Annotated in this window: 15 protein-coding genes; 8 read left to right on the top strand and 7 right to left on the bottom strand. The window is 73.1% G+C overall.

Annotated features, from left to right (window positions below; all coding sequences use genetic code 11):
* Window positions 1–33: 33 nt before the first annotated feature.
* Together ABD466_RS14280 and ABD466_RS14275 are read right to left on the bottom strand one after the other, a co-directional pair.
* Window positions 34–2,448 (bottom strand): ABC transporter permease, encoded by a 2,415-nt coding sequence (locus ABD466_RS14280; RefSeq protein ID WP_344657502.1) that lies wholly within the window; start codon window positions 2,446–2,448, stop codon window positions 34–36.
* Between the two features lie 79 nt (window positions 2,449–2,527).
* Window positions 2,528–3,334 carry an ABC transporter ATP-binding protein gene (locus ABD466_RS14275; RefSeq protein WP_344657501.1) on the bottom strand — a complete coding sequence of 269 codons (807 nt, stop codon included), beginning with the start codon at window positions 3,332–3,334 and terminating at the stop codon, window positions 2,528–2,530.
* Window positions 3,335–3,506: 172 nt separating this feature from the next.
* Here ABD466_RS14275 and ABD466_RS14270 point away from each other — a divergent pair, with 172 nt between their 5' ends.
* Window positions 3,507–4,784, top strand: coding sequence for a sensor histidine kinase (locus tag ABD466_RS14270; protein ID WP_344657500.1), 1,278 nt, complete (start codon window positions 3,507–3,509; stop codon window positions 4,782–4,784).
* A complete protein-coding gene (locus tag ABD466_RS14265) occupies window positions 4,784–5,470 on the top strand; it encodes a response regulator (protein ID WP_344657499.1) in 687 nt (228 codons plus the stop codon). The genes ABD466_RS14270 and ABD466_RS14265 overlap by 1 nt, the downstream gene beginning before the upstream one ends.
* 10 nt (window positions 5,471–5,480) lie before the next feature.
* On the opposite strand, the gene ABD466_RS14260 is transcribed toward ABD466_RS14265, so the two are convergent.
* Complete coding sequence (locus ABD466_RS14260; RefSeq protein WP_344657498.1) at window positions 5,481–8,006, bottom strand: ATP-dependent Clp protease ATP-binding subunit; 2,526 nt, start codon at window positions 8,004–8,006, stop codon at window positions 5,481–5,483.
* A 63-nt stretch (window positions 8,007–8,069) separates the two neighbouring features.
* Window positions 8,070–8,777 (bottom strand): cytochrome P450 family protein, encoded by a 708-nt coding sequence (locus ABD466_RS14255; protein WP_344657497.1) that lies wholly within the window; start codon window positions 8,775–8,777, stop codon window positions 8,070–8,072.
* A 62-nt stretch (window positions 8,778–8,839) separates the two neighbouring features.
* Between ABD466_RS14255 and ABD466_RS14250 the strand changes: the two genes are divergently transcribed.
* The 5 genes from ABD466_RS14250 to ABD466_RS14230 all read left to right on the top strand — a co-directional run bounded on the left by ABD466_RS14250 (window position 8,840) and on the right by ABD466_RS14230 (window position 12,475).
* On the top strand, window positions 8,840–9,547 hold the full coding sequence (locus ABD466_RS14250) for a Type 1 glutamine amidotransferase-like domain-containing protein (RefSeq protein WP_344657496.1): 708 nt from the start codon (window positions 8,840–8,842) through the stop codon (window positions 9,545–9,547).
* A gap of 48 nt (window positions 9,548–9,595) precedes the next feature.
* A complete protein-coding gene (locus ABD466_RS14245) occupies window positions 9,596–9,946 on the top strand; it encodes a UBP-type zinc finger domain-containing protein (RefSeq protein ID WP_344657495.1) in 351 nt (116 codons plus the stop codon).
* Window positions 9,947–10,015: 69 nt separating this feature from the next.
* A complete protein-coding gene (locus tag ABD466_RS14240) occupies window positions 10,016–10,711 on the top strand; it encodes an HD domain-containing protein (protein ID WP_344657494.1) in 696 nt (231 codons plus the stop codon).
* A 43-nt stretch (window positions 10,712–10,754) separates the two neighbouring features.
* The gene (locus tag ABD466_RS14235; protein WP_344657493.1) at window positions 10,755–11,387 is read left to right on the top strand and encodes an RNA polymerase sigma factor; all 633 of its coding nucleotides are present in this window, start codon (window positions 10,755–10,757) and stop codon (window positions 11,385–11,387) included.
* A gap of 26 nt (window positions 11,388–11,413) precedes the next feature.
* Window positions 11,414–12,475 carry a hypothetical protein gene (locus tag ABD466_RS14230; protein ID WP_344657492.1) on the top strand — a complete coding sequence of 354 codons (1,062 nt, stop codon included), beginning with the start codon at window positions 11,414–11,416 and terminating at the stop codon, window positions 12,473–12,475.
* A gap of 137 nt (window positions 12,476–12,612) precedes the next feature.
* On the opposite strand, the gene ABD466_RS14225 is transcribed toward ABD466_RS14230, so the two are convergent.
* The gene (locus tag ABD466_RS14225; protein ID WP_344657491.1) at window positions 12,613–13,461 is read right to left on the bottom strand and encodes a hypothetical protein; all 849 of its coding nucleotides are present in this window, start codon (window positions 13,459–13,461) and stop codon (window positions 12,613–12,615) included.
* 130 nt (window positions 13,462–13,591) lie between these two features.
* Entirely contained in the window at window positions 13,592–14,860 is a 1,269-nt protein-coding gene (locus ABD466_RS14220) for an MFS transporter (protein ID WP_344657490.1), read from the bottom strand.
* A 133-nt stretch (window positions 14,861–14,993) separates the two neighbouring features.
* On the opposite strand from ABD466_RS14220, the gene ABD466_RS14215 reads away from it, so the two are divergent.
* Window positions 14,994–17,144 (top strand): sensor histidine kinase, encoded by a 2,151-nt coding sequence (locus tag ABD466_RS14215; protein WP_344657489.1) that lies wholly within the window; start codon window positions 14,994–14,996, stop codon window positions 17,142–17,144.
* A 10-nt stretch (window positions 17,145–17,154) separates the two neighbouring features.
* Here ABD466_RS14215 and ABD466_RS14210 read toward each other — a convergent pair whose 3' ends face one another.
* Window positions 17,155–17,763 carry a response regulator transcription factor gene (locus tag ABD466_RS14210; RefSeq protein ID WP_344657488.1) on the bottom strand — a complete coding sequence of 203 codons (609 nt, stop codon included), beginning with the start codon at window positions 17,761–17,763 and terminating at the stop codon, window positions 17,155–17,157.
* Window positions 17,764–17,777: the final 14 nt, after the last annotated feature.

The raw sequence follows: 17,777 nt of genomic DNA, 5'->3' as shown, positions 1-17,777 counted from the left end.
TGACGGGTGGCGGCGGGAGACGGGTGGGCGTGTCTATTCGGTGCGTAGCGCCGTCGCCGTCCGCGACCGTGCCGCCCAGCCCGCCGGCAGCAACGCCCCGAGCAGCGCGATCACCATTCCGCCGGCCAGCAGCGGGCCCACCAAGCCGGGGGTGTAGGAGTGCGTCACGCTCGCCGGAAGATGCATCCCGACCGCGTTCTGCATCGGGTCCAACGTCGCCCGCTCCAGGGCCGCGCCGATCGGCACCCCGATCAGCCCGGCGATCAGGCCGCTCAGCGCCACCGAGGTCATGACCATGGCGATCGTCTGCTTCGGGGTCATCCCCAGCGCCTTGAAGACCCCCAGATCGTGGATCCGCTCCCGGGTGTCCTGCACCACGGTGTTCAGCACGCCGAGCGCGGCGACCAGGACCAGCATCAGCGTGAGGGTGGCCACGAGCGCACTCATCACCATCACCACGTCGGACATGTTGCCGCCCATGTTGTGGTCCGGCGCCGCGCCGAGCGGGCTCAGCGCGGCGGCCGCGGAGGCGGACCAGGTCTGGCCGCTGACGTGCGCGCCGAGCTGGACGTTGAACTGGTCGATGCGCGGCGTGAGGCCGCCCGCGGTGAAGGAGGCGGCGTCGGTCGTGACGATCTGGCCGCCGTCGTGGGTGTCGAAGTCGATGCCGACCACCTTCAGCGGCAGCGACTTGCCCGCCTGCACGGCGGTGACCGTGTCGCCGACGTGGATCCCGGCGGTGGTGGCCAGCCGGTCGCTGACCACGGCCTCGCCGGGCGCCGCGTACCAGCGGCCGGCGATCAGCTCCAGACCGGTCCATGACAAGTCGCCGTAGACGGTGTCCACCTCGGTCTGGGCCGGCGTGCCGACCACGGTCGCGCCGCTGTCGCCCCACCCGAACGCGGCCTTCGTGCCGGGCACCGACGCGATGGCGGCGGCGACCCTGGCGGGGTCCAGGTGCGGGGCGTCGGGGTCGTTGGGGTTGCGGACCCGGCCCGGTCCCGGCCCGGACTGAGTCTGGTCGCTGGGCACGACGACCAGCGACCCGGCGTTGAACCCGCCGGTCCGCTGGTCCTGGAAGTGGGCGAACGCCGTCTCCAGACCCATCGCGAAGGTGGCGCTGACGGCGCCGAACAGCACGGCCCCGCCGACCAGCGCGGCGCGGGCCGGCCGGGCGAACGGCTGGGCCAGGCCCAGGGACATCGCGCGCGGCAGCGGCAGCCGGGCCGCCAGCCGCTGCGCCGCCCGGCCCCGTTCGGCCTTCGGCGCCCGGCCGACGACCAGGGTCTGCGCCGCCGGCAGCCGCCCCGCCCGCAGCGCCGGGATCAGCGCGGTGACGCCGACGATCACCAGGGTGCCGAGCGGGACCAGCAGGCTGACCCAGACCGGCAGCTGCGTCCCGGCCGCCCCGACCTCGTGGCTGGTGCCGTTCAGCACCGGCACGGCCAGCAGGTTGCCGAACACGGTGCCCAACACCACGCCGACCGACGCCGGGATCAGCGCCTGCGCCGCGTAGGCGCGGGCCACCTGGGACGGCGTGAAGCCGAGTGCCTTCAGGATCCCGATGCGCCGGATGGCCGACACCACCGCGCCGCTGACCACGATCGCGATGATCAGTACCGACAGGAACAGGCCGAGCACGCCGAACACGACCAGGAAGGGCACGAAGACCTTGGCATTGCCGGTGGCGCGCTCCCGCTCCGTCAGGTAGGAGTGCGCGCCCTCGACGGCCCCCGCCGGAGCCGCGGCCGCGATCGCCTGCTTGTCCGTGGCGATCTCGGCGTCGGTGCCGGCGTGCGCGAACCGGTACAGCATCTGCGAGTCGGCATGGGCCCCGGCGGCCGTGAGGCGGTCGAATCCGGCGCCGGTGACGAACCCGGTGGCGGTGGAGGTCAGCGAGTTCGCCCGGCCGACGACCACGAACGCCGGCTTGCCCGGCAGCGTGCTGAACACCACCGACTTGCCGCGGCAGTCGTACGGCCACTGCGACAGCACGATCTCGTTCGCGGCGGTGGGCCACCGGCCGTCGTCGAGGACGAGCTGGTCCATCGGCGAGTGCGCGAGATCCGGCCGGGTGGTGACGGCGGCCGGCGGCGCGTCGGACCCGGCGAACGGCAGGCCGGGGCCCATGGTCGCGGTGCAGTCCGGGCCGACGGTCGCGTCGAGGTTGGTGGTGATCGGGTAGGGGCCGGCGGACTCGGTGACACCCGCGGCGTGCGCCGTCGCCGCGGCCTGCGCCGCGCCGGCCTTGGTCCCGTCGAACTGCACGGCCAGATGCGCGGCGTCGCGACTGGCGAAGGCGTGGTCGAACGGGGCCTGCACCACGGTCAGCAGCCCCAGCGACAGCACCGACGAGGTCACGGCGGCGAGGGTGGTCAGGGCCATGACGAAGGACTGGACCCGGCGCCGGCCGACGCCGGACCGGACGACCTTGCCCAGGGCGCTCACCGGGTCACCGCCAGCAGGAGCCGGGCCACGGCACGGAAGGCGGCCTCGAACAGGCGGCGGGGCAGCGGTGGACGCAGGCTCATCGCAGGGCTCCCGCCGGGCCGCCGGAACCGGAGCGGGTGTCGGCGCCGGCCAGGTGCCCGGCCCCGGGCAGCGGTGCGGGCCCCCGCGCCGCACCGTCGCCCGGGACGCCGCCGCGGACCCCGTTCGCCACATCCCGCACCACCGCGCCGTCCACCAGCTCGATCGTCCGGTGCGCGGTGCTCGCGGCCAGGTCCACGTCGTGCGTGACCAGCAGGATGGTCTGGCCCTCGGCGTTGAGGTCCAGCAACAGCTGCCGCACGTCGGCGGCCGAGCGCGAGTCCAGGGCGCCGGTGGGCTCGTCGGCGAGCAGCAGCGCCGGGCGGTTCATCAGGGCCCTGGCCACGGCTACGCGCTGGCGCTCGCCGCCGGACAGGCGTTGCGGGTAGGCCCTGGCGTGGCGGTCGATGCCCAGCGAGCCGAGCAGGTCCGCGGCCCGGCGGCGGGCCTCGGCCTTGCCCATCCCGGCCAGCTGGGCCGGCACCAGCACGTTGTCCAGCACGGTCAGGTCGTCGAGCAGGTTGAAGAACTGGAACACCATGCCGATCGAGGCGCGCCGGAAGCGCGCCGAGCCGGCCTCGCCGAGCTGGTCGACCCGGGTGCCGTCGACCGTCACCGTGCCGCTGCTGGGCCGGTCCAGCCCGGCGATCAGGTTCAGCAGCGTGGACTTGCCGCTGCCGGAGTGGCCCAGCACCGCCAGGCACTCGCCGGCGGCGACGGTGAGCGTCACCCCGGCCAGGGCGGGCGGGCCGTCGTCGTATTTCTTCGTGGCCTCGGCGAGGTCGATCATCGGCGGATTCGTCATGGCAGCAAGCTACGAACTGAGGGTGATCGACCGCGTCGGCCGCAGTCATGAAATCGGCTACATCCGTGTGCCTACAAGGCGGCCGTGTCATCCCGTGGATGTATCCCGGAGGCGTACACCGGTGGGCTCGGCGGTGGATGCCGACGCGGCCGGTCCTTGCGACACTGGTGCGGTGAACTGGGGAGATCAGGGGGCGGTCCGCGGGGCGTGGGCCGCCTTGCGGCGGCGCACCGGAACGCTGCCGCCGCCGTCGCGGTGGGCGTGGGCCGCGGACGTCGCCCTGGCGCTGGCGATGGTGGCGAGCACGCTGAACAGCGGGTACCACCACAGCGACAACCCGAACGGCCACGGGCCGATGTACGGCGTCGACCATCTGCTCTCGGTGGGGCCGCGCGACCTGTTCTGGACGGTGATGACCGCCCTGCCGCTGGCCCTGCGCCGCCGCTACCCGCTGACGACGTTCTGGGCGGTGTTCGGGGCGACGCTGATGGTGCGCGCCAACGTGCTGGACGCCAACCAGACGGCGCTGTTCACGTTCATATCGTGCCTGATCGGTGCCTACAGCGCGGCGATCTACACCCCCTACCGCTCGGCGATGGTCTCCAGCCTCGGGTTCGGCGCGGTGGTGCTGGCCGTCACGCGCGGGGGCGACATCCCGAACGTCACCCGCAACTTCCTGCCGTTCCTGTTCCTGGTGCCGGTCGTGCTGGGGGCCAACGCGATCGGCAACTGGAAACAGCGGGTCCACGACCTGGAGTCGGAGCGCGAAGCCGAGACGCTGCGCGCGGTGGAGCAGGAACGGGCCCGGATCGCGGCGGAGCTGCACGACGTGGTCTCGCACAACGTCGCGGTGATGGTGGTGCAGGCCGGAGCCGCGCGGAAGGTGCTGGAGAAGGCGCCGGAGCATACGAAGTCCTCGGAGCTGGCCCGGGAAGCCTTGCTCGCGGTGGAGGACAGCGGCCGGGCGGCGATGGCCGAGCTGCGGCACGTGATGGGGCTGCTGACGATGACGTCGCAGGGCGGCGACCCGGCGGCGACGGCCGACCTGGCGCCGCAGCCGGGCCTGGACCAGATCCCCGCGCTGGTGGAGCGGATCCGCAGCGGCGGGGTGCGGGTGGACCTGGCGATCGAGGGCCAGGCGACGGCGCTGCCGTCGGGAGTGGACCTGGCGGCGTACCGGGTGGTCCAGGAAGGGCTGACGAACGCGGTGAAGTACGCGGTCGGCGCGCTGATCCGGGTGACGCTCGACTACAGTCCACAGCGGCTGCGGGTGGACGTGGTCGACACGGGAGGGGTGCCCTCGGCCGCGGCCGCCAGGGGAAGCGGGAAGGGCTTGGCGGGCCTGCGGCAGAGGCTGGCGGTCTATGGTGGGACGCTGAGCGCGGGGCCGCGGCTGACAGGGGGATACATGGTCAGTGCCGTGATACCGCTCGGGGAGGGTGGTGCGTGATGTCCGACGGCACGCTGCGGGTGGTGATCGCCGACGACCAGGTGCTGGTGCGGACCGGCTTCCGGATGATCCTCATGGCCGAGGGCGTCGACGTGGTCGGCGAGGCGGCCGACGGCGAGGAGGCGCTGCGGGTGGTGCGGGAGAGCCGGCCGGACGTGGTGCTCATGGACATCCGGATGCCGGGGATGGACGGGCTGGAGGCCACGCGGCGGATCCTCGGCGGCGGAAGCGCCGACGGCGATCTTCCGCGGATCATCATCCTGACGACGTTCGACCTGGATCAGTATGTCTACTCGGCGATCACGGCCGGAGCCAGCGGCTTCCTGCTGAAGGACGTCAGCCCGGAGCACCTGGTCGCCGCCGTGCGGATGGTGCGCGCCGGCGACGCCATGCTGGCCCCGGCGATCACGCGCCGTCTGGTGGAGCGGTTCGCGGTGCCGACGGTGAACCCGAGGACCGAGGCGCTGCACAAGGACCTGGCGACGTTGACGCCGCGGGAGAGGGAAGTGCTCGGGCTGTTGGGGCGCGGACTCTCCAACGCCGAACTGGCCGGCCGGTTCCATCTGTCCGAGGCGACGGTGAAGACGCATGTCGCGCGGATCCTGGCGAAGCTGAACCTGCGGGATCGGGCGCAGGCCGTGGTGGTCGCTTACGAGACCGGGCTGATCAAGCCCGGGTCGGTGTGAGCCGCGGGGCCTACTGGGCGCCCGCACCCGCCTTCTCCGGCTCCGCCGGGTGCTTCACAGTGCACACCAGGTGGTCGTCCGTCTCGTCGGCCACGATCGTGTCCCCCGGCTGGGTGTCGCCCGCCAGCAGCAGGGACGCGACCTTGTTGTCCAGCTCCGCCTGGATCGTGCGCCGGAGCGGGCGCGCGCCGAACTCGGGCTTGTACCCGCGCTCCACCAGCCAGTCCTTCGCCTTCTCCGTCACCTCGAGGCCGAGTTCCTGGGCCCGCAGCCGGCGGCGTGAGCCGTCGAGCATCAGGTCGACGATGTCGCCGAGTTCGTCCTTGCCCAGGCCGTGGAAGATCACGACCTCGTCGAGGCGGTTGATGAACTCCGGCGGGAAGAAGTCCCGGACCTGGTCCATCAGCTGGTCGCGGATGTCGCCGGTGTCGCCCTTGTGGACGAGGATCAGCTGGGAGCCGATGTTCGAGGTCATGATGACCACGGTGTGGCGGAAGTCGACGGTGCGGCCCTGGGCGTCGGTGAGGCGGCCGTCGTCCAGGACCTGCAACAGGGTGTTGAAGACGTCCGGGTGGGCCTTCTCGACCTCGTCGAACAGGATCACCGAGTAGGGCTTGCGGCGGACCTTCTCCGTCAGCTGGCCGGCCTCCTCGTAGCCGACGTATCCGGGCGGGGAGCCGAGGAGGCGGGAGACCGTGTGCTTCTCCTGGAACTCGCTCATGTCGAAGCGGATCAGGCGGTCCTCGTCGCCGAAGAGGAGTTCGGCGAGGGCCTTGGCGAGTTCGGTCTTTCCGACGCCGGTGGGGCCGAGGAACAGGAACGAGCCGGTGGGGCGGTCGGGGTCGCCCATGCCCGCGCGGGAGCGGCGGACGGCGGCGGCGATGGCGGTGACCGCCTCGTCCTGGCCGACCACGCGGTCGTGGAGGGCGTCCTCCAGCTTCAGCAGGCGGGTCTTCTCGTCCTCGTTGAGCTGCGCCACCGGGATGCCGGTGCGGCGGGAGACGATCTCCGCGATGTCGTTCTCGGTGACCTGCAGCGTGCCCTCGCGGCGTTCCCCGATCGTGGCCATCTCGTCGTTGAGCTGGTCGATCTGCGTCTTGAGGTCCTTGGCCCGGTCGTAGTTCTCGCCGGCGACGGCCTCGTCGCGTTCGCGGGTGAGCTTGGCCAGCTTGTCCTCGCGCTCGATCGCCTCGGTGGACTTGCCCAGGTTCCGCAGCCGGACGCGGGCGCCGGCCTGGTCGACCAGGTCGATGGCCTTGTCCGGCAGGAACCGGTCGGAGATGTAGCGGTCGGACATCTCGGCGGCGGCGGCCAGGGCCTTGTCGGTGAACTTCACGCCGTGGTGCGCCTCGTAGCGGTCCCGGAGGCCCTCCAGGATCTGCACGGTCTCGTCCACCGTGGGCTCGGCCACCAGCACCGGCTGGAAGCGGCGCTCCAGGGCCGCGTCCTTCTCGATGTTCTTGCGGTACTCGTCGATGGTGGTGGCGCCGATGACGTTCAGCTCGCCGCGGGACAGGGCCGGCTTCATGATGTTGCCGGCGTCCATGGAGCCCTCGCCGCCGGAGCCGGCGCCGACGACGGTGTGCAGCTCGTCGATGAACAGGATCGTGGAGTCGGCGGCCCTGGCGACCTCGTCGATGACGTTCTTCAGCCGCTCCTCGAACTCGCCGCGGTACTTGGACCCGGCGACCAGGGCGGCCAGGTCCAGCGACACGACGCGCTGGTTCGCCAGCGTCTTGGGGACGTCGCCGGAGACGATGCGCTGCGCCAGGCCCTCGACGATCGCGGTCTTGCCGACGCCCGGGTCGCCGATCAGCACCGGGTTGTTCTTGGTACGGCGGGACAGGACCTCGACGGTCTGCTCGATCTCGTCGGCGCGGCCCACCACCGGGTCCAGCTTGCCCGCGCGGGCGTCCTCGGTCATGTCCCGGCCGTACTCGTCCAGCGTCGGGGTGTCCGACGGCTGCTCCGGGCCGGCCGGCAGGCCCTCGGCGCGGGAGGCCTTGGTGACCCGCCGGCCGAGGTCCTTGGGATCGACCTGGCCGCTGCCCAGGATGTGGCCGGCGCCGGAGTCCGGGTCCTCGGTCAGGGCCGCGAGGATGTGCTGCGGTCCGACGAAGGAGGAGCCGGAGGCCTGGGACAGGGCGTGGGCGCGGATCAGCACGCGCTTGGCCGCCGGGGTGAGGCCGGGCTCCGCCGACGGCGTGGCGCCCGAGGCCGGCAGCGACTTCTCGAGCGTCAAGGCCAGCCGGTCGGGGTCGACGTTGGCCGCGGCCAGGATGCCGCGCGTCGGCTCCACCTGCGTCGCCGCCCACAGCAGGTGCTCGGTGTCGAGGTCGGAGCTGCCGTCCTGGGCGGCGCGGCGCGAGGCGTTGGAGATCAGGTCCCGTGCGGACTCGGTCAGCAGCTGTCCGATCGGGACGCGCTGCACCCGCGGCGGCGAGAACTCCGGCGACATCCCGAAGAACCGGTTGAGCAGGTCGTTGAAGGGATCGTCGGAGCGGTCGAAGAAGCCGCCGAAGGAGCTCGTGGACATGAATCCAGACAACACCCGATAGGTGCGCCTCGCATGGCGAGACTGCGCCGAGCGGGTAAGCCGCTACTCCTTCTTCTCCAAGGCGCCCTCGGCCAGCGCCACCGCCAGCGCCCGGCCCGGGCACACCCGCGGTCCGTGACCGAACGCCAGACCGAGCGGACCCACTTCGAGCAGCACCAGTTCGCCCACGGGGACGGCGGTGCCGCCGACGCGGGTCGGGACGATCGCCGTGCGGCGCATGACCTGGACCGGCGGTGCCGCGCGGAGGGTGGCGTGGACGTCGCGGGAACCGGCGCGGGCGGCGCCGATCAGGGCGGCGGTGGCGTCGCAGGCCTGGATGAGGACGCCGATCCGGTTGGCGGCCTGCTCGGGGTCGGCGGTCCGCATGAGCGGCAGCAGGAGCCGTACCGCGTCGTCGGCCGCCGGGTCCTCCCCGCCGAAGTAGTTCGCGGCCACCACCAGCAGCGCGGCGACGGCGGCCGCGTCGAGCTCCGGCAGGTCCATGGCGCGGGCCAGGGCGCGCAGGACGCGGGTCCGGTCGTCGCCGTCCGCTCCGGCGGCCAGGCGGCGCAGCGCGTCCACGTCGATGCGCGCCAGCTCCGCTTCGACGTACGCGCGCCGGCGCGCGTGCACCGCACCGTGCGCGAACCGCGCCACGGTCGCCCGGAGCCACGCCATCGATCCCTCCGCGCCCGTCTCGGCGGGCAGCGGCACCAGACCGGGGTCGGCGAGAGCTTGTTCGACGTCTTCGCGCGCGGTGATCGTGATCATGCCTCGACGATACGGCCGAGTCGCTTCGGCGATCACCGAACTGTGGCACTAGCATGCCGATCATGCCTGGTCATATCGTTGCCACCGGTGCCGGACGCGCCCTCATGGGGCGCCGCGGGGATCCCCTCCACACGTTCGTCCTCGGCCTCACCGGCAAGGAACGCCCGCGCGTCCTGTTCCTCCCGACCGCCACCGGCGACGACCCGGCCTCCATCGTCTCCTTCTACGAGACCTACAACGCCGACCGCTGCGCGCCGTTCCATCTGCGTCTGTTCGATCGCACCGTCAGCGACCTGCGGTCGTACGTGCTGTCCATGGACCTGATCAGCGTCGGCGGCGGCAACACGGCGAACATGCTCGACGTGTGGCGACGCCAAGGGCTCGACGAGATCCTGCGCGAGGCCTGGGAGGACGGCGCCGTCCTGACCGGCGGCAGCGCCGGTGCGCTGTGCTGGTTCCGCGGCGGCACCACCGACTCCTTCGGCCTGCCCTACCAGGTGCTGGCCGACGGCCTCGGCTTCCTCGACGGGAGCGTCTGCCCGCACTACGACGCCGAGGACTCCCGCCGCCCGGTCTACCGCGACGCGCTGCTGACCGGGGAACTCCCCGGCGGGTACGGCGTCGACGACCTCGTGGGCCTGCACTTCCACGGCACCGAGTTCGTCGAGGCGGTCTCCTCCTCGCCGACCGGTGGCGCGCTGCGCATCGAGGCCGTCGAGGGCGCCATCGCCGAGACCCGGCTCCCGGTGCGGCTGCTGACGGAGGACTGACGCGGTCACGACGCGCGTTCGCGGCCTGCTCCGGGTAGCGTCGGCACCATGTCCATCCCAGGAGTCGACCCCAGCGTCCCGCCGAGCGGCAACGGCTGCGTCGAGTGCGACGCGGCCGGCGGCTGGTGGCTGCATCTGCGGCGGTGCGCGCAGTGCGGCCACATCGGCTGCTGCGACAACTCGCCCGAGCAGCACGGCCGCAAGCACGCCACCGAGACCGGCCACACCGTCATCACCAGTTTCGAACCCGGCGAAGCCTGGTTCTACGACTTCGGCAACGACAACTTCTACGAGTCCGGCCCCGAGCTCGCCGCCCCGGACAGCCACCCGCTGGAGCAGCCGACGCCCGGACCGGCCGGCCGCGTGCCCACGGACTGGCGCAGCAAGCTGAACAGCTAGACACCGCCTTCCGCTACTGTCGCCTTCATGGAGGGGGCAGAGCGGGGACATAGAGAAGTGCTGCAGATCATGCCCATCCACGCCGTGACCGAGGTCTACGGCGAGGATGGGCTCCGAGCGTTGTTCGAGATCGAGATCGAGGCGTTCCCGGACGCCGAGCGCGGGACGCTGCTGCGCGCCGAGCGCGTCGCGTCCCGGCTGCACGCCGAGGATAAGCGGGTCCGCGAGCCGTACGTCAACCATCTGTTGCGCGTCGCCATCCGGATCGTCCGCCACTACCAGGTGCGCGACCCCGAGGTCGTGGTCGCCGCGCTGCTGCACGACGCCGTCGAGGACCACCCCGGCGACCTCGCCGACCTGGCTTCCGACGCCGAGCGCGCCCTCGGGCCGCGCCGGGCCCCGCTGGCGGTGCTCGGCCGCGCCTTCTCGCCGCGCGTCGCGGAACTCGTCGACGCCGTCACCAACCCCGCCTACGACCCCGCGCGCGACAAGCAGGAGCAGTACCGCGAGCACGTGGTCGCCAGCCTGGAGGCGAACCCCTGGGCGCGGGTCGTCAAGCTCAGCGACTTCACCGACAACGGCGTCGGCATCATCCACACGACCGGGCCGAAGGTGCGCAAGGCCTCTGCGAAGTACGCGCCGCTGGTGCCGCAGCTGCGCGACTTCGCGACCCGGCCGGACACGCCGCTGACCGACGCGGTGAAGGCGCACATCGTGAAACAGCTCGACGAGGCGGAGGTCCGGTTCCGGGCGATCCTCGGGTAGGCTGCCCGCGGGGTGGGTCCGAGAACTCGTATCAAGGACCCCGATGCTGGATGGGCAAGACTTGGCCGACGCCCTGGCCGCGGCGGTACGCGGCGACCAGGACGGCTTCGCCGTGCTCTGGCGCGCGCTGAACCCGCCGCTGCTGCGCTATCTCCGAGTCCTGATTCCGAACGCCTGCGAGGACGTCGCCTCCGAGACCTGGCTGCAGGCTTGCCGCGACCTCGGCGGCTTCACCGGCGACGCCGGGCACTTCCAGGTGTGGCTGTTCCGCATCGCGCGGAACCGGGCCGTCGACGAAGGGCGCCGCAACCAGCGCAAGCTCGACGACCCGGTGGCCGTGCCGCCGGAGCGGCACGCCGGCGACGACACCGCCGAGGCCGCGCTCGCGGCGATGGCGACCCGCCGGGCCCTGGCGGTGATCGCCGAGCTGCCGCGGGACCAGGCCGAGGCGGTGCTGTTGCGGGCGGTCGCCGGGCTGAGCGCGGACCAGGCGGGCGCGGTGGTGGGCAAGCGGGCCGGTGCCGTGCGGGTGGCGGCGATGCGCGGCCTGCGGACCCTGAAGAAGAAGCTCGACGAGGCCGGGGCCGCCGATGCGCCGGGTAAGGCGCAGGGGGTGCAGGAACCGCAGGTCAAGGGAGTGGCGCGGGCCGGTTCGAGGGCGGGTGTAACACGATGAGGCGCGGGATCGCTCCTTGGAGCACGATGCGTACGACAGGGAACTCGCAGCGAGCCCTCGGGCGCCGGCGGATCAGCCGCCGCGACGCCGAGGCGCTGTTCGGCGCCGCGCGGGCGGGATCAGGGTTGGAGGACGTGGCCGGGCTGCTCGAAGCGGCCGCCGGTCCCGCCCTGCCCGCCGAGCTGTCCGGAGAGGACGCGGCCCGTGCCGGGTTCTCCGCGCATCACTCCGTCTCCGCGACACCCCCCAAGGAGCGACGCGTGTTCAGCAAAGCCATGCTCACCAAGGCCGTCACGGTCAAGATAGCGGCCGCGGTGTGCGGCGTGTCGGTGGCCGGCGCGGCCACCGCCGCCGCCACCGATTCGCTGCCGCGCAGCTGGCAGCAGACGGCGCACAGCGCCCTCGGCCCGATCGGCGTGCCGGCGCCCAAGACCGCCGCCAAGGCCGGGCATGACAAGGACCAGGACCGGAAGGGCGCCGATGCCGACAAGCCGACGCCGCATCCCGCGCCCACCGGATCGCCGGCCGCGAAGCCGTCGGAGGACCAGGACCACCAGGGCGACCAGGACGATCAGGACGACCAGGGCAGGCTGGACGCCGCCGGTGCCGCGCTGCTCGGCGACGAGGCCTTCCGGCTGTGCAAGGCGGCCGAGAACGGCGACCGGGACGACCGGGGCGCGGACTTGACCGCCGCCGAGCTGCAGAAGCTGGCGAAGGCGGCCGGGATCCCGGAGACCGAGCTGGCGAAGATCAAGACGCGGATGGACGCGCAGCGCACCGAGGCGCAGAAGCGGATGCAGGACTTCTGCACCCGGCTGGCGCAGGCGGAGAAGGACCTGCGGCAGGGCCGCAAGCCACACTTCCCGCTCCCGGCGCCGCACCCCGGTGACGGCTGGCCGACGACCTGGCCGACGCTGCCGAGCGGGCCGGGGATGCCCACCAAGCTGCCGACCGGGCTGCCGAGCAAGCTGCCGACGAACCCGCCGAGCAAGCTGCCCACCAACCCGCCGACCGGCTGGCCGACCAACTGGCCGATCGACCCGCAGAACCCGAACGACCCGGTGCACCAGTCTTCCGGATCCCACTGAGGCCTGAAGCCGAGGCCTGAACCCGAGGCCTGAACCCGACAACAGATCCCGCCTCAGACGGCCCCTTCCCCCCGGGCCGGTCAGCGGCACCGGGCGCGTCCCCACCCACCCCACCATCGCGCCCGGTGCCGCCGGACTCAGCCCGCGTCGTGGAACGTCAGCTTGTCGAGGCTGACTTCGGCGTCGCCGGCCGAGGACCGTCCGAGGCAGTATTCGGACGGGTACCAGCCGGCTTTCTGCCATGCCTGCGGCTGGGCCACGGGCAGGCACCGGCGACGGTCGTCGCCCGGGGCGGAGTTCTGGAGCGCGTCCAGGCGCACCATGGGCTCCAGGAATGCCAGCCGGCCGCCGATCGCGCCGTAGATGAACGTCGCGCCGTTCTGGAAACCGTCGTGCGTCTCAAGGTGCTCGCCCATGGCGACCTGGGCGGTCGCCGGCAGCGTCGTGGGATAGCCCGGCGGCACGTAGCGCTGGTCCAGCGGCTTGGCGATCTTGGCGACCTGGTCACAGGCCACGAGCAGGGCGCAGCTTCCCGGGCGGATCGCGGTGGCCGTGCCGCGCGGGGTGACGTAGAAGTGCATGTCGAAGTGCGGGACGTCGAACACGCCCTTCGGCCCGTGGCCGGCCGGGTTCCAGTTCAGCAGCACCCAGCGATAAGGCGTCGGGGCGTGCGGAGGGAGCAGAAGGGACAAGCCGTATCCGCCCACGCACATAGTGCCGACGCAGTGCTGCTCGTCGGTCGGCGGCGAATACGGCAACGAGGCCAGGGCGGCCGCGTCGACCACCGCGCCGATCTCGACCGGCCGGGAGTGCTCGACGCGGACATAGGTGCGTGCGGTCCCCTGGCCGAGGGCCTGCGGCGGTCCGTAGTCGGTGCAGGTCGTGCGGCAGTCCTGGGCCGCTGCGGGGGATGCCGTCAGCGGACCGGACGCGGTCATCAGGATCGCGATCAGGGCCAGGGCGGCGGGCCGGAGCTTCGTCGGCATGGAGGCGGGCTCCCGTCTGGTGGTCGGGTGGTCTGGTGGGCTTGTCAGCGCGCACCCTTTTTGTCGACCCGTCTCCGGCCCTTACACGGCCGGGCGGGCAAGTTCACCCACCCGGCCCAGGCCGGTCCGCCTACTCGTGCAGAGCCCGCCACCCGGCGGCCGTCGCGGCGGCGAGCAGCACACCCGAGACCGCGAAGCCCTCGCGCGGTCCGACGTACTGCACGACCGCCGCCACACCGAAGCCGGCGATCGGGGCCACGCCGGTCATCGCCATGCCCCACAGGCTCATCACCCGGCCGCGCATCTCCGGCCGGCAGCGCAGCTGCGCCAGAGTGTTCGCGGAGGCGATGAACCAGATCGACGTGACGCCGAGCAGCACCATCGCCGCCAGCGCCAGCGGCAGGTCCGGGGCGAGGGAGATGGCCACGACCGAGGCCGCGGTGAACAGCGCCAGCACCCGGACGCGGCGCCCGGTCGGCACCGGCCGCGAGGCGGCGAGCAGCGCGCCGGGCAGCCCGCCGGCGCCGAACGCCGCCATCATCGCGCCGAACGCCCCGCCGCCCTGGTGCAGGCTGCGTTCGACGAGCGGCGGCAGGGCGACCGACATTCCGAAGATCAGGCCGGAGGCCGCGGACATCGGGAGCAGGGCGCGCATCACGGGGGAGTGGAGCGCGTAGCGCAGGCCCTCGCGGGCCGTCCCGCTCTTGTCCTTGCGGGCCCGCGGCGCGCGGGTACGGGCCTGCATCCGGGTCAGGACGATCAGCGGCGGCAGGTAGGACAGGGCATTGATGGCGAAACACGCGGTGGCGCCGGACGCGGCCAACAGCGCGCCGCCGATGCCCGGCCCGATCACCCGCGAGGCGTTGAGCGCCACCTCCCACAGACCGACCGCGCTGGCCACCCCGTCCTCGCCGACCAGGTCGACGACGTAGACCTGCCGGGCGGGGGCGTCGAAGGCGATGACCGTGCCGGACAGCACCGAGGCGACGACGACGTTCCACAGCGCCAGGTGCCCGGTCGCGGCCAGGGCGGCCAGCGTCGCCGCGATCCCCAGCAGCGCCGCCTGCGTCACCAGCAGCAGCCTGCGCCGGTCCGCGCGGTCGACCACGGCTCCGGCCCAGGCACCGCCCACGAGGGTCGGGCCCCAGGTGGCGAAGGTCATGACGCTGAGCCAGACCGCGTCGCCGGTCTGCTGCAGCACCCACCAGGACAGCGCCACACCCTGCGCCATCACGCCGGACGCGGACGTCACCTGCCCGGCGAACCACCACCGGAAGTCGCGTTCGCGCAGAGCGCCGCCGATGCGGCCGAGCACGGTGTCCTCGACCGTCCGCACGACGGCGGCCGGACCGGCGGGTTCGAGCGTGGCGGCGCCGGCCGCCTCCAGATTCGCGGACAAGTTCCCCTCCCGAAGTGGTGTAGACCATAGCCGGGAACCGTCGCGGACCTCGTTCTATTTCGCTCGCGGGCCCCGTCTCACAGCGCGGTCGGCGAAGATCTCCTTGTCCCGGGCCGGGTTCTACCATGTCGAGGTGCGAGGCGGCGGGCGGACCATCGGGAACGAGGCGGCGCCGCGGCTGGCGAACGGCCTGGTGTTCGCGGTGGCCGCGGCGTTGGTGTCGGTGCACTTCTTCAAGGCGGTCGGCCGGCTGCCGTCGGACCCCGCGGCCGGGGTGACGATCATCGCGGCGTGCTCGGCCATCCTCGGGCTGGAGTTCCGAAGGGCCTCGCTCGCGCGGGTGCTGACGCAGCTGGCGTGCGGTTTCGCCGCGATCGTGCCGGCCGGGGCGTCGGTCGGGCTGCTGGCGGTGCCGGTCGGCGCGGTGTTCCTCCAGGGCTGGTGGGTTCTGGCGCCGCCGGTGCTCGGCGCGGCGGCGTGGGTCCAGGCGGTGCGGACCGAAAGCGTGCGCGACACCGCCGACACGGTCACGATGATCGTGCTCGGCGGGATGATGGTCTACGCGGTGACCACGCTCGCCGCGCTCGCGAGGCGCGTGCACGGGACGCGGCTGACCCTGGCCGCCGCCGCGGTGACCGCCGAGCGGCTGCGGATCGCCGAGGGGCTGGACGCCGAGCTGGCCGCGGGACTGGGGCGGATCCGGGAGCTGGCGGACAGGGGCGATCCCTCGGTCCTGGACCGGCTGCTCGGTGACGCGCGGACGACGCTGGCCGCGACCCGCGCGACGGCTGCCGAACTGCGCAGCCTGTCGCTGGCACCGGAGGCGGCGAGTGCCAGGGCCCTGCTCCAGGCCGCGGGGATCGAGGCGACGGTGACGACCGGCCACACCGAGCCGCTGGGCCCGGCCGGGACCGTGCTCGCGACGGTGCTGCGCGAGGTGGTGACGGCGGTGGTGCGGGTCGGCGACGCGCAGCGGTGCCGGATCCTCACCGGCGAGGCCGGCGGGCAGGTGACGCTGCGGGTGCTGAGCGACGGCGCGCCGACCGCGGCGCTGGGCGCGGACGTGCTGGACGAGTTGGCCGAGCGGGTGCGGGCCGGCGGCGGGCGGCTCGGCGCGGGGCTGGAAGCGGACGGCTGGTTCGCGGTGGAGGCCGTGGTGCCGTCGACGCCGGTGGCGGTGGATCCGGTGGAGACGCCGGAGCTGCGGCGGGCGAATCTGGTGTACTACCTGCTGCTGGCGTCGTTCTGTCTCCGGACCCTGCTTTACGTCCCGGCGGTCCTGATCGCCCCGGCGGTGGTGGTGCTGGCGGTGCTGTGCGGGTTGCAGGCCGTGTACTCGGTGCGGGACGCGAAGCGCGGGAGCCGGTCGGCGATCGTGCTGTTCGCGCTGCTGACGTTCCTGCCCATGCGGTGGTTCGGGCAGAACTGGATCGCGTCGCTGGGGCTGCTGGCCGGATCGCTGGCGATCGCGCTGCCGGGGCGGATCGCGGTCCCGGCGGTGACGGCGGCGCTGGCCCTGGGCGGGGCGATGGCCGCGTGGGACGGCGCGAGCGCGGCCTCGGCGGTGCTGAACGCGCTGGTGACGTGCTTCATCGTGTACGGCTTCCTCCGTCTGGCCCGGCTGGTCCGCGAACTCCAGCAGGCGAACGAGGGCCTGACCCGCGCGGCGATCGTGACCGAGCGGCTGCGCGCGGCGCGTGATCTGCACGATCTGCTGGGGCACGGGCTCGCAGCGATCCTGCTGAAGGCGGAGCTGGCCCGCCGGTTGGCGGACGCGGATCCCGGGCGTTCGCTGGCGGAGATCCGCGACGTGGCCCGGCTCGCCGCACAGGGCGAGAGCGAACTGCGGGCGTTGACCGGCGGATCACGGGAGCTGTCGTTCCGCGACGAGCTGGCCTCGGCCGCGGCGGTGCTGGCCGCGGCCGACGTGGCCGTGGAGGTGGAGGGCGACGAGGCCGCCGTCCCCGCCGAGGCCGGCGCGGTGCTCGGCGTGGTGCTGCGCGAGGCGGTGACCAACGTGCTGCGGCACAGCGCGGCGCGGCACGCACGGATCGCGGTGACCGTGACGGCCGCGGCGGTGCGCCTGGACGTGGAGAACGATGGGGCGGGAACCTCGATCGGCACTCCGGGCTCAGGTGTCGGCGGTCTGACACTGCGCCTCGCGGAGCACGGCGGAACCTTCACGGCGGGCGCGGACGACGGGTGGTGGCTGGTCCGGGCGGAGGTCCCCGTGCCGTCCGTCGTGGCTCACCCGGAAAACGCGGTCCTGGAACAGATCGCCTGACCGGCCGGCGTCACACCCACCCCGCCTCTCGCGCGATCCGCACCGCGTCCGTGCGGTTCCGCGCGTTCAGCTTCGTCACGACCGCCGTCAGCACGTTGCGGACCGTCCCCGTCGACAGGTACAGCTTCGCGGCGATCTCCGGGGGTTCGGCTCCGGCGGCCAACTCGCGCAGCACGTCGTTCTCCCGCGGCGTCAGGGGGTTGTCGGCCAGGTCCCAGGCCGCGACCGCCAGCTTCGGGTCCAGCACCCGGCCGCCCGCGGCCACCTCGCGGATCGCGGCCGTCAGCTCCTCCGGCGGCGCCGTCTTCAGCAGGAAGCCGTCGACCTTCGCGTCGAGGGCGCGGCGGAGCAGGCCGGGGCGGCCGTTGGAGGTGAGCATCAGGGTGCGGCAGGCGGGGAGCTTCCGCTTCAGCTGTGCCGCCGCCTCCAGGCCGTCGATGGTGCCGGGCATGTCGATGTCCAGGAGGGCGACGTCCGGGGTGAAGACCAGGGCCTGGGGGACCACGTCGTCGCCGGTCGCGGTCTGGGCCACGACCTCCAGGTCCGGTTCCAGGGCCAGCAGGGCGGCCAGGGCGCCGCGCACCACGAGTTGGTCCTCGGCCAGCAGCAGTCGGATCACGTCACGACGATACC

The sequence above is a fragment of the Catenulispora subtropica genome (assembly GCF_039531675.1).
Classification (GTDB): Bacteria; Actinomycetota; Actinomycetes; order Streptomycetales; family Catenulisporaceae; genus Catenulispora; species Catenulispora subtropica.
This window is presented reverse-complemented; position numbering and strand designations above follow the sequence as displayed.